Source organism: Streptomyces luomodiensis, assembly GCF_031679605.1.
Lineage (GTDB): Bacteria > Actinomycetota > Actinomycetes > Streptomycetales > Streptomycetaceae > Streptomyces > Streptomyces luomodiensis.
Map to the genome: position 1 here is coordinate 3,232,612 of NZ_CP117522.1, position 11,514 is coordinate 3,244,125.

An 11,514-nucleotide genomic window follows, 5' to 3' on the forward strand; every position below is an offset into this window, starting at 1 on the left:
CCTGTCGGTGACGTCCACCTGCCGGTGGAGCGCCGGATGTGACGTACGGTCGGATGATCACCGGGCGGGGGTGCCGCCCCTTCCGGCCGACCCCGGTCCGGAGATCGCCTCCGAGCCTACGTTCCAGGCGACGACGGCCGGGCGACCATGCTCAGTTCCGAGTCGACTCACGGTCGCGGTGTCCAGCCGGAAGAGCGCGCCGGCGGACGGGGGCAGCCCCAGCCGGCGGGCGGTGAGCACCCGCAGCACATGGGCGTGGGCCACCAGCACCACATCGGCGCCGTCCGCCGCGTCCAGCTCGGGCGCGATCCGGGCGAGCACCCGGTCCACCCGGGCCCCGATCCGCTCGGGCGACTCCCCCGGGTGGCCGGCTTCGCCCGGCGGGACGCCGTCGGTCCACAGGTTCCAGCCGGGGCGGGTGCGGTGGATCTCGGGGGTGGTGACGCCCTCGTAGCCGCCGTAGTCCCATTCGTGCAGCTCGGGCTCGGTCGTGAGGTCCTCGAGCCCGGCGAGCCGCGCGGTCCGCACGGCCCGCTCCATGGGGCTCACCAGGGTCAGCCCGATCTTGCGCGCGGCGAGCAGCGGGCGCAGGGCGCGCGCCTGCTCCTCGCCGTGCGCCGTCAGGGGCATATCGGTCCAGCTGGTGTGCTTCCCCGACCGGCTCCACTCGGTTTCGCCGTGCCGGATCAGCAGCAGCTCAGCCATTGCGGTCGGACGCCTTCTCCTCGTCGATGGCCCGCTTCTCGTTCGCGGCGGCCGCGATGGAAGCGCGCACCGAGTCCATGTCGAGGTCGCGGGCCTGGCCGATGACGTCCTCCAGGGCCGGCTCGGGGAGGGCGCCGGGCTGGGCGAAGACCGCGATGTTGTCGCGCACGATCATCAGCGTGGGAATGGACTGGATGTCGAAGGCGGCGGCCAGTTCGGGCTGGGCCTCGGTGTCGACCTTGGCGAACAGCAGATCCTGGTGGCGCTCCGCGGCCTTCTCGTAGATGGGCGCGAACATCCGGCACGGCCCGCACCAGGAGGCCCAGAAGTCGATCAGGACGAACGCGCTTCCGGACACGATGTCGTCGAAGTTGTCCTTGGTGAGCTCGACGGTGCTAGTGCTCATGCCTGCGTTACCCGCTTCCGTACGTCGGCAGATGCCTCGTGCACGGTAACCCCGCCGCCGCCGTCCGTTATTCCGGCCGGAAACGGATGCCGAGGTCGGCGGGGGTGAAGCGGCGTACGTCCCGGGTGGACAGCCCGTGGCCGGTCCCCCGCAGGACCCAGAAGCCACCCGTCCGGCCGCGGTCGTAGCCGGGCGCGGCGGCGATCACGTCGTCGTGGCCGTCGCCGTCGACGTCGAGCAGCGGGGGCTGGGGGGCGAAGCCGTCGGAGCCGTACGGAGCGGGCCGGCCGGGCACGCCCGGGGTGTCCAGGTCGACGGTCTGCTCCCCGCCGTCCTCCTCATGCGCGCTCGCGGCCGGGTCGTACTCGCCACCGCGCCCGCGCCGGGACCCGGGCAGCAGGGTGAGCCGGCCGTTGCCGTGGTGCTTCTCCGGGGTGGCCACCACGAGGTCGGGACGGCCGTCGCCGGTGATGTCGCCCACGGCCGGGGAGCCGCCGAAGCCATCGCCGCGCCGCGCGTCGCCGGGCAGGCCAGGACCGGACGGGTCGACGGTGAGCTCCGGACGCCCCCTGCCCAGCCCGGACCTGGCGCCGTGCACGACGGTGAGCCGCCCGGAGCCGCGGTGCGGGCCGGGGCCGAGGGTCCCCTGGCCGGGCGCGAGCAGATCGTCGATCCCGTCGTGGTCGGCGTCCCCGGCCGCGGGCTCGCGCGGACCGTCCTCCGTGCCGAGGGCGTGGGCCAGCCGCGCCTCGGGCCGCTTGTCCCGCACCAGGCCCTCGGGCCCGCCCCGGTAGTGGGCCACGGGTGGGTCGAGGGGGGCGGTGTCGTCGGATTCCGGCTGATCGGGCTGTTCGGTGTCGTAGGGGTAGGTCAGCACCACGTCGGTGCGGTGGTCACCGTCGAAGTCCCCGGCGGTGGCGGTGGCGGGCGCGGTACGGCGGTGCCGGCCGGTGGGGAGCGCGGCGGTACGGGCCGGGCGGGGCGTGGCGCGCCCCGACCCGAACGTCCCGAACGGCCGGAACGGCCCGTACAGCACGCGCACCGCGCCCCGGCCGTCGGCCGCCGAGGCCAGCAGGTCGGCGGCGCCGTCCCCGTCGAAGTCCCCCACGGCCAGGGCCAGGAATCCGGCCGCGCCACCGCGCAGCGGGCGTGGCGCGGCCAGCCCACGGGGGCCGCCGCGCAGCACCACCGTCTCCCCGGTCCGCGCGGACCGTGGTGTCCTCCCGTGCCGGAAACGCGCCGTCACCAGGTCGGTGAATCCGTCCCCGTCGAGATCGGTCCGCAGCGGCGGCCCCACGTAGTCGTCCTCGGCGCCGTCGACGACGAGGCGGTGCCGTGGGTCCAGGCCCCGCGCCGAGCCGTAGACGACCGCCAGCCGGGCGGGCAGCGGTCCCCGGGAGGCGCTGGTGGGGCGGATGGTGGTGGCGAAGTCGTCGTAGCCGTCGCCGTTGAAGTCCCCGAGCGACGCGGCGGCCGCTCCCTTCGTGGCCCCCTCCCCCGGCCTCCGGCCGCCATGGCCGCCCTTGCTGCACCCGGCGAGCAGCAGCACGGCGGACACGGCCACGGCGGCGACGGGGACGAGCGAACGCACGGCGGCGGCACCTCCGAGGCGGATCGACACGGGTACGGACATCGGCACGGGTACGGACATCGGCGGGGATACGGACAGGGGTTCATCGCTCAAGGACTCCACGCGGCGCTCTCGGGTTGCTCCGCGCGCCCCCGCGGAACCCCGTACGCCCCCACAGAATTCACGCGACACCGGGCGCCGAGGTTGCGATCATGGCGGGGACCTCGCTCTGGGCGGGGAACTGGACGCGTCACGAGCAACTCGACGAGGAGGAAGGCGATCCGCGATGCCGGCCGTACCCGCCGATCCGACGGTGCTGCACCCGATGCCCGAGCAGCCGCGGGTGGTGTTGCTGAAGCCGCTGGTCACCTCGCCACTGATCGAGGTCGGGGAGTTCTCGTACTACGACGACCCGGATGACCCCACCACGTTCGAGACCCGCAACGTGCTGTACCACTACGGGCCCGAGCGGCTGGTCATCGGGAAGTTCTGCGCACTGGGCGAAGGGGTGCGGTTCATCATGAACGGCGCCAACCACCGCATGGACGGCCCCTCCACCTTCCCCTTCCCCATCATGGGCGGTTCGTGGGCCGACCACTTCGACCTGATCACCGGCCTGCCGGGCCGGGGCGACACCGTGGTCGGCAATGACGTCTGGTTCGGCTACCGGGCGACGGTGATGCCCGGCGTCCGCATCGGCCACGGCGCGATCATCGCCTCCGGTTCGGTGGTCGTGGACGACGTGCCCGACTACGGCGTCGTCGGCGGCAACCCGGCCCGGCTCATCCGCCGCCGCTACGACGACGAGGACATCGCCCGGCTGCTGGCCCTGGCCTGGTGGGACTGGCCGGTCGAGCACCTCACCGCCCACCTCCGCACGATCATGTCCGGAAGCGTGGCCGACCTCGAGGCGGCGGCCCCGCGCCAGAACTAGCCAGGTGTGCGCTGTCCGGGGCCGTCGGCCGCCGCGGCAGCGGCGTAGCGGCGCGCCAGGTGCGCGAAGGCCTCCTTGAGTTCGGGCGGCCCGATGACCTCGATGTCGGCGTCGAACCTGCCGATGGTGGCGGCCAGTCCGGGCCATGACCACGCGCCCAGGACCAGTCGGCAGCGGTCCGGGCCGAGTGCCTCGACGACTCCGTCCCCGGCGAAGGGGGATACCTCGGCGGCGGGCAGGTCGAGGATCACCTCGCCACGGCAGGGCCAGCCGCCGGGCCCGTCGGAGCCCTGGAACCGGCCGGCGATGAAGGCGGCCACGTCCCCGCCGGGCACCTCACGCGGGGTGAAACGGGGCCCGGTGGGGGTGCGCGGGGTGATCCGGTCGACGCGGAAGGTGCGCCAGTCCTCGCGGTCGAGGTCCCACGCGAGCAGATACCAGCGCCCGCCCCAGGTGACGAGATGATGCGGCGCCACCTTGCGCGGCGGAGCCGCGACAGACCCGATACCGACCGCCCCCGCCGGTGAAGCCACTCCAGGCGGACAAGCCTCCCCCGGCCGGGAAACCGCCCCAGGCCGGGAGGCCGCTCCCGGCGGAGAAGCCGACCCAGGCGGACAAGCCGCACCCGCCGGAGAAGCCGCTTCCGGCGGGGAGGCCACCCCAGCCAGGGAAGCCGCACCCGGCGGGGAAGCCGCCCCAGGCCGGGAAGCCGCACCCGACAGAGAAGCCGACCCAGGCGGACAAGCCGCACCCGCCGGAGAAGCCGCTTCCGGCGGGGAGGCCACCCCAGCCAGGGAAGCCGCACCCGGCGGGGAAGCCGCCCCAGGCCGGGAAGCCGCACCCGACAGAGAAGCCGACCCAGGCGGGGAAGCCACCCCCGGCCGGGAAGCCGCACCCGACGCAGAAGCCACCCCCGGCCGGGAAGCTGCCCCCGGCGGGGTGGCGGGGGTGTAGTCGAAGCGGAGGACCTCGCGGGCGCGGACGGCTGTGCTGAGCGCCATGAGGACCTGCGGGTCGGCCCGCGGATGCGGCCGGTCTCCCGGACGTTCGACGGCGGTGATCTGGAGCGCGTCGACGCGGTGCCGCAGCCGTGCGGGCATGACCTGCCGGACGGTGTTCAGGGCGCGCGCCGCCGCGTCCTCGATCCCGGCGCCGGTGGTGAGGGCGGTCTGGAGCGCGACGGCGAGGGCGACGGCCTGCTCGTCGTCGAACAGCAGCGGGGGCAGCTCCGCGCCCGCGCCGAGCCGGTAGCCCCCGTCGGGGCCCTTGGTGGCCACGATGGGGTAGCCGAGTTCGCGCAGGCGGTCGACATCGCGACGCACGGTGCGCGGACTGATCTCCAGCCGCTCGGCCAGCAGCTGCCCCGGCCAGTCGCGGCGTGCCTGGAGCAGCGAGAGCAGGGACAGCAGTCGCGCTGACGTCTTCGGCATGACTCCCATTCTGCCCCGAGTAGCGGCCACAACCTGTCCGCTACCTCTGTGAGTGTTGTCTCCGTCAGACGACGAGAACGACCAGAAGGACCCGATCACCGTGACCGCCACCACCACAACCCCCGCCACCCTCGACGCCGAGCGGGCCGATCTGCTCGCCGAGCTCACCGCCGCGCGCTCCGCCCTGATCAAGACCGTGCAGGGGCTCAGCGACGAGCAGGCCGGTGAGCGCCCGACGGTCAGCGCGCTCTGCCTGGGCGGGCTGATCAAGCACGTCGCGTTCATCGAGGAAGGCTGGATGCGCTTCGTCCTCGAGGGCCCCTCGGCGCTGCGTTACGACCTGCCCGAGGGTGTCACCTGGGCCGACCTCATGGGCGGTACCGCGAAGGAGGTCCCGCAGTGGGCGATCGACAACCAGAACAACTTCCAGATGCTGCCCGGTGACACGCTGGCCGGGGTGCTCGAGGCTTACGAGCGGGTGGCCGCCCGGAGCGCGGAGGTCATCTCCACCGTCCCCGACCTGTCGGCGACGCACCCGCTGCCGGAGGCGCCCTGGAACGAGCCGGGTGCGGAGCACAGCGTGCGCCGGGTGATCATGCACGTCATCGCCGAAACCGCCCAGCACGCCGGGCACGCGGACATCATCCGCGAGACGCTCGACGGGCAGACGTCCAGCTGACCGCTTCCCGGAACCGCTCGGCGCCGCGCTGGTGACGGCCGTCACCTGCGCGGCGCCGGACCCCATGAGCCAAGGAACCGAAGGGAAACGGCGCGACCGTGAAGACGCGTGAGCTGGGGCGGACCGGTATCCAGGTCAGCCCCTACTGCCTGGGCACCATGAAGTTCGGTCAGGTGGGCAATCCCGACCACGACGACTGCGTCCGGATCATCCACCGGGCGCTGGACGCGGGGATCAACGTCATCGACACCGCCGATGTGTACGGCCCGCACGGGGAGTCCGAGGAAATCGTCGGCAAGGCGCTGCGCGGGCGGCGCGACGACATCGTGCTGGCCACCAAGGTCAACGGCAGGATGGGCGAGGACCCCAACCGCGGCGGCAACTCCCGGCGCTGGATCATCGCCGAGGTGGAGCACTCGCTGCGGCGCCTGCGGACCGACCACATCGACCTCTACCAGATCCATCACCCCGATCCGCGGACCGATCTCGAGGAGACCCTCTCCGCCCTCACCGACCTGGTGCGCAGCGGCAAGGTACGGGCGATCGGGTCGTCCAACTTCCCGGCCTCGGAGATCGTCGAGGCGCAGTGGGTCGCGGACCGGCGCGGGCTCCAGCGGTTCCGTACCGAGCAGCCCACGTACTCCCTCCTCAACCGCGGCATCGAGCACGAGATCCTGCCCGTCTGCCAGCGGTACGGCATGGGCACGCTGGTCTGGAGCCCGCTGGCGATGGGCCTGCTCAGCGGCCGTTTCCGCAAGGGCCGAACCGTGCCGCCGCAGGACGCGCGGATGCGCTGGGTGCCCCGGCACATGACCGACGAGCGCAAACTCGACGCCGTGGAGCGGCTCATCCCGCTGGCCGAGGAGGCCGGCCTGTCGCTGACCCACCTCGCGATGGCCTTCGCCATCACCCACCCCGGTGTCACCTCGGCCATCATCGGGCCACGCACCATGGAGCAGCTCGACGACCTCCTGGCCGGCGCCGGAACCACCCTCGACGACGAGCTCCTGGACCGGATCGACGAGATCGCGCCGCCCGGAACCGACATCGGCCCGATCGACGTGTCCTACACCCCACCGGCCGTCGAACGCGCCGCGCTGCGCCGCCGCCCGGCCGGGGAACGCGCCGCGGTGACCCGATGACCGTCCTGGGCACCCGGGCGCTGAACCGCGCGACGCTCGCCCGGCAGTTGCTGCTCGACCGCGCCGACGTCCCGGTCCACGACGCCGTCGGGCACCTGTGCGGTATGCAGGCGCAGGAGCCGCAGGAGCCGTTCGTCGGGCTCTGGTCGCGGCTGCGCGCGTTCGACCCGGCGGACCTCTCGGATCTGCTGGTCCGGCGCGGTCTGGTGCGGACCCACCTCATGCGCCGCACCGTCCATCTGCTCACCGCCGAGGACACCCTGGCCTGGCGGGCCCGCCACGGCACCATGCTGCGCCAGCGGGTGCTCGGCACCTACCGCCGCGAGTTCGAGGGGGTCGACCTCGACGAACTCGCCGTGGCGGGCCGGGCGGTGATGGCCGACGGCGAGCCCCGCTCGATGGCCGAGCTGGTGCGGGTGCTGGCCGACCGCTGGCCGGCCCCCGCACCGCGGGCACTGGGCGAGATGGTGATCGCCGCCCTCGTGCCGATGGCGCAGACGCCACCGCGCGGGCTGTGGCGCACCAGGGCGGGGGTGCGCAACGTCCTGCTCTCCTCCTGGCTGGGCCGGGAGGCCGACCCGCCCGTCCCGGACGGCTCCGATCCGGTCGGCCAGACGCTGGTACGGCGCTATCTGGCCGCCTTCGGCCCCGCGGCCTCGGCCGATGTCCGCGCCTGGTGCGGCCTGGCCGGGCTGCCGACCGCGGTGGCCGCGATCCGCGAGGAGCTGGTCACCTTCCGCGACGAGCGCGGGCGCGAGCTGCTCGACCTGCCCGACGCGCCGCGCCCGGACCCCGACACGCCCGCCCCGGTGCGGTTCCTGCCGGCGTTCGACAACGCGATCCTCGGCTACCACGACCGCGGCCGGATCATCGACGACGCCCACCGTGGCCTGTCGGTCGCCGGCGAGCGCGTGGTGCTGGTCGACGGCCGGGTCGCGGCGACCTGGAAGGTCGAGGCGGACACGGTGGCCGTCACCCCGTTGCGCCGCCTCTCCCCGGCCGAGTGCGCCACGGTCGCCGAGGAGGGGCGGGAGCTGGCGTCGTTCCTCTCCGACAGCGCGAGCGACCGGGTACGGGTCGCCGCGTCGCCGGGCTGACCCGGAACGCGCACCGGCCCCGCCCCGCCCGGGTCAGCCTTCGAGACTCAGGTACAGGCGGGTGCCCCGGGGCTCGTAGCCGACCCGTTCGTAGACGCGGCGGGAGCCCTCACCCGCGTACTCCAGCCATACCGACCGGGCTCCGCGCGCGAACATCGCCTCGGTCAGCGCGGCGGTGACGGAGGCGGCGACGCCCCGGCCCCGGAAGGCGGGCCGGGTGCCCACGCCCGCCAGTTCCGCGGTGCCCACGGCGGGCGCCGAGCAGGTGGCCGCACCGGCGCAGCCGCCGTCGGGGGCGCGGACGAACCGGACCGCGCCCCCGCCCTCCTGGACGCGGCGCAGCCGGTCCGCCCCCTCGGGGGAGGCGGCGAACTCGCCGAACGCCTCGGACAGCGCGGCGTCGATCGCCCGGTAGTCCTCGTCCGTGGCCGGGACCGCCACCGGGACGGCCGCCGTGCCGCGCGGGATGGTGAGCCGTTCCGGGGTGCAGACCAGATACGCGTGCACCGCCTCCACGGTGAACCCCGCCGCGCGCAGCGCGGGCTCCACGGCGGGTGCGGCGTCCGGCGCGAACTCGAGCCGGGGCTTGAGGCCGCGCACCCGGAACGCCTCGATCAGCTCCCGGACGTCCCGGGCGGTGGGCCGGGCGGCGGGCAGCGGGGTCGCGTAGTTGATGTACGGGCTGGTGGTGCCGGGGTCGAACCCCGCCACGAAGCCCCCGGTCTCGATGAGCACGGGGCGGCGGCGGAGGTTGGCGACGGCGAAGCCTTGGACGTCGGTGCCCATGGTGATGTGACCTCACGAAGAAAGCGAAGACAGGGAACGGACCTGCGTGGGGCCGCCGCGAGGAAACGGGTGTGGCACCGATGCGTCAGTGCCGACGGCGGCCGCTGGCGGACGCCGGGTTCATGGGCTTCAGTCCTTCGGAATGCGGATGGAATGCGGATGGAACACGGATGGAACGCGGGAATGCGCGGTGTTGTGCCGGCTGAGCGTACGCGATCCTCCCACCCGGTGTCAGGATCACGGGCGGGTCAGCTCCATGCCCGTCGTTCCCGGCCACGGGGGTCGTCGAGCTGGATCCACTCGGCGTCGATGCGCAGGGTGGCCCGGCGTTCGGTGTCGTACGGGTCCCAGCCGGGGTCGCCGGTCCGGGCGAACCGGATCCAGGTCTCGTGCATCCGGGCGGCGAGACCGGCGGGCGGCTCGTCGGGGCCGAGCAGGGCAGCCGGTCCCCGGAGTGCGGGCAGGTGCGCGAGGTCGAAGACGAAGGGGAGGTCGACCGCGTGGGTGGCGCCCAGTTCGCCGTCCAGGGCGTGGGAGCGCCACGCGAACTCGTACGCGAAGGTGGCCGAGCCGGGGTGCGCGGCGTGGGCGTCGGCCAGGGCCCAGCTGCCCGCGCCGAACAGCGCGTCCCCCATGATGGCGGACCGCAGCTCGGCGGCGGACGCCTCGGGGCGGGCCTTGCGGTACGCCTCGACGAGCTGGGCGGGACGCGGATGCGAGCGCGCCGCCGCCGCGTCGACGTCCTCGGCGGTGGACGTGGCGTACCTGCCCACGGGGACCAGGTAGAGGTTGCCCTCCTCGGTGGTGGTCCCGACGAGCAGGTCCACCTCGGCGGCCAGGCCGGCGGCGACGGACGCGGCGGGCTGCGTGTCGAGGACCAGGCTGAAGGGGCTGAGCCCGATCAGCGGGTCGTGGTGCGTGGCGGTGCGCAGATCGATGCCCGCGAGCCGGGAGGCGGCCTCGGCCAGACGGTCGTCGGGGATCCGGGCGAACGCGTCGGCGTGCGGCGCTACGCCCAGGGCCTCGGCCGCCGCCCGGGTGACGCGCGCGGCCTGCTCGGTGGTGAACGCGCCCAGGCCGCTGCCGCTTTGGACGACCGCCCGGCGGACGAGGCCCGCGGCCTCGGGGGTGGCGAGGACGCCGCCGACGATGGTCGCCCCGGCCGACTGGCCGAAGAGGGTGACGTTGTGCGGGTCACCGCCGAAGGCGGCGATGTTCTCCCGGACCCAGCGCAGGGCGGCGATGACGTCGAGCAGACCGCGGTTGGCGGGCGCTCCGGGGAGGTCCAGGAACCCGGCGATGCCGAGCCGGTAGTTGAGGGTGACGAGGACGACGCCGTCACGGGCGAAGGCGGAGCCGTCGTACAGCGCGGACCGTGTCGACCCGGCGACGAAGCCGCCGCCGTGGACGAACACCATCACGGGCAGGTCGCCGCCCGTCGCGGCCTCGGGCGTCCAGACGTTGACGGTGAGGTAGTCCTCCCCTCGGCACCAGCCGTCGCCGAAGTAGGGGGACATGTCGATGGTGCCGAGCCTGCGCTCGGCCTGGGGCGCGTTGGGCCCCGGTACGGTGGCGTCCCGTACGCCGTCCCAGGGCTCGTGCGGCCGCGGCGGGGCGAACCGGCCGGCGCCGAGCGGAGGGGCGGCGTAGGGGATGTTCAGGAAGACGGCGGTGCCGGTGCCGTCCTGGCGCAGTCCGCGCACCGCGCCCCGTGTGGTGGTCGCGACGGGACCGGGTCGGTGGTTCATCTCTCGTCCTTTCCGCGGGCCTCAGAGCTGTTCGGAGTACGCGGCGAAGGGCGCCCAGCCCTTGATGGTGAACGCGCTGCCGTCGCGCGCCACTTCCGCCGCGCCGTGGCCGCCCAGGTGGGCGGGGATCACCAGCGCGTTGTTGTCGGCCGCCCAGCCCAGGACCTTGCGGCGGGTGGCGCGGGCGCCCGCGGGGTCCTCGCAGAAGCAGCTGTTGACGTCCGGCTCCAGGATCTGCACCGGGGTGTGCAGCATGTCGCCGACGAACACCGCGCGGTCCGAGCCGGAGGTGAGGGTCAGCACGGAGGCGCCCGGGGTGTGTCCGGGGGCGGCGTCCAGGCGCAGGTTGCCGTCGATGCGGTGGCTGTTCTCCCACAGCAGCGTCTGGCCGGCCTGGTGCACCGGGGCCACGCTGTCCTCGAAGACGTTCTGGTTGCCGTAGCCGGACCGCGGCTTGTGGCCGTTCTCCGGGTTCCAGAAGTCGAAGTCGTCCTTGGGCATCAGATAGGTGGCGTTGGGGAAAGTGGGCGCCCAGTGCCGCCCGTCCAGATACGTGTTCCAGCCGACGTGGTCGTTGTGCAGATGCGTGTTGATGACGATGTCCACGTCCTCCGGCGCGACACCGGCCCGCGCGAGATTGTCCAGGAACGCGGTTTCGAGACGGCTCCAGACCCGCGCGTACGGGCGCTCCTTGTAGTTGCCCACGCCGGTGTCGACGAGGATGGTCCGGCCCTCACTGCGCAGCACCCAGGTCTGGATCGCGGACACCACGACATGGGTCTCGGGGTTCACGAAGTCCGCGTCGAGCCAGGAGGAATTGTCCTCCCACACCTCCTTCGAACTCTCCGGGAAGAAATCCTCGCGCTTGATGTCCACGGGTCCGAAATATTCCCATACCCGGGTGACGGTGACATCGCCGAGCTCGATCTGGTCCATGGGTGCTCCTTGAGAATCCGGGGAATCGGGGAATGTGGGGAATCGGGGAATGTGGGGAATTCCGTCGGGGAAAATCCCGCC

The 11,514-nt window shown here is 73.6% G+C and carries 10 protein-coding genes and 2 pseudogenes; 4 read left to right on the forward strand and 8 right to left on the reverse strand.

The genetic code is table 11. The features are described from left to right. Positions 1 to 57 precede the first annotated feature (57 nt). The 3 genes from PS467_RS13960 to PS467_RS13970 all read right to left on the reverse strand — a co-directional run bounded on the left by PS467_RS13960 (position 58) and on the right by PS467_RS13970 (position 2,795). Positions 58 to 705: a histidine phosphatase family protein gene (locus tag PS467_RS13960; RefSeq protein WP_311035556.1), complete on the reverse strand. Its 648-nt coding sequence runs from the start codon at positions 703 to 705 to the stop codon at positions 58 to 60. Then, positions 698 to 1,111 (reverse strand): thioredoxin, encoded by a 414-nt coding sequence (trxA, locus tag PS467_RS13965; RefSeq protein WP_311035557.1) that lies wholly within the window; start codon positions 1,109 to 1,111, stop codon positions 698 to 700. The genes PS467_RS13960 and trxA overlap by 8 nt, the downstream gene beginning before the upstream one ends. Before the next feature lie 67 nt (positions 1,112 to 1,178). After that, positions 1,179 to 2,795, reverse strand: a complete 1,617-nt coding sequence (locus PS467_RS13970; RefSeq protein ID WP_311035558.1) for an FG-GAP and VCBS repeat-containing protein — start codon at positions 2,793 to 2,795, stop codon at positions 1,179 to 1,181. A gap of 172 nt (positions 2,796 to 2,967) precedes the next feature. On the opposite strand from PS467_RS13970, the gene PS467_RS13975 reads away from it, so the two are divergent. Next, complete coding sequence (locus tag PS467_RS13975; RefSeq protein ID WP_311035559.1) at positions 2,968 to 3,615, forward strand: CatB-related O-acetyltransferase; 648 nt, start codon at positions 2,968 to 2,970, stop codon at positions 3,613 to 3,615. On the opposite strand, the pseudogene PS467_RS13980 reads toward PS467_RS13975, so the two are convergent. Continuing rightward, positions 3,612 to 4,142, reverse strand: a pseudogene (locus tag PS467_RS13980) (helix-turn-helix transcriptional regulator); the annotation flags it as partial. The gene PS467_RS13975 and the pseudogene PS467_RS13980 sit on opposite strands and share 4 nt — an antisense overlap. A gap of 381 nt (positions 4,143 to 4,523) precedes the next feature. Beyond that, positions 4,524 to 5,045, reverse strand: a pseudogene (locus PS467_RS13985) (helix-turn-helix transcriptional regulator); the annotation flags it as partial. Positions 5,046 to 5,145: 100 nt separating this feature from the next. Between PS467_RS13985 and PS467_RS13990 the strand changes: the two are divergent. The 3 genes from PS467_RS13990 to PS467_RS14000 all read left to right on the forward strand — a co-directional run bounded on the left by PS467_RS13990 (position 5,146) and on the right by PS467_RS14000 (position 7,963). Further along, the gene (locus tag PS467_RS13990; RefSeq protein ID WP_311039848.1) at positions 5,146 to 5,724 is read left to right on the forward strand and encodes a DinB family protein; all 579 of its coding nucleotides are present in this window, start codon (positions 5,146 to 5,148) and stop codon (positions 5,722 to 5,724) included. A 98-nt stretch (positions 5,725 to 5,822) separates the two neighbouring features. Further along, complete coding sequence (locus PS467_RS13995) at positions 5,823 to 6,866, forward strand: aldo/keto reductase (RefSeq protein ID WP_311035560.1); 1,044 nt, start codon at positions 5,823 to 5,825, stop codon at positions 6,864 to 6,866. Then, on the forward strand, positions 6,863 to 7,963 hold the full coding sequence (locus PS467_RS14000) for a winged helix DNA-binding domain-containing protein (RefSeq protein ID WP_311035561.1): 1,101 nt from the start codon (positions 6,863 to 6,865) through the stop codon (positions 7,961 to 7,963). The genes PS467_RS13995 and PS467_RS14000 overlap by 4 nt, the downstream gene beginning before the upstream one ends. Positions 7,964 to 7,996: 33 nt before the next feature. Here PS467_RS14000 and PS467_RS14005 read toward each other — a convergent pair whose 3' ends face one another. The 3 genes from PS467_RS14005 to PS467_RS14015 all read right to left on the reverse strand — a co-directional run bounded on the left by PS467_RS14005 (position 7,997) and on the right by PS467_RS14015 (position 11,433). Continuing rightward, positions 7,997 to 8,749 (reverse strand): GNAT family N-acetyltransferase, encoded by a 753-nt coding sequence (locus PS467_RS14005; protein WP_311035562.1) that lies wholly within the window; start codon positions 8,747 to 8,749, stop codon positions 7,997 to 7,999. A 248-nt stretch (positions 8,750 to 8,997) separates the two neighbouring features. Beyond that, a complete protein-coding gene (locus PS467_RS14010; RefSeq protein ID WP_311035563.1) occupies positions 8,998 to 10,497 on the reverse strand; it encodes a carboxylesterase/lipase family protein in 1,500 nt (499 codons plus the stop codon). Between the two features lie 21 nt (positions 10,498 to 10,518). Beyond that, positions 10,519 to 11,433: an MBL fold metallo-hydrolase gene (locus tag PS467_RS14015; RefSeq protein ID WP_311035564.1), complete on the reverse strand. Its 915-nt coding sequence runs from the start codon at positions 11,431 to 11,433 to the stop codon at positions 10,519 to 10,521. Positions 11,434 to 11,514: the final 81 nt, after the last annotated feature.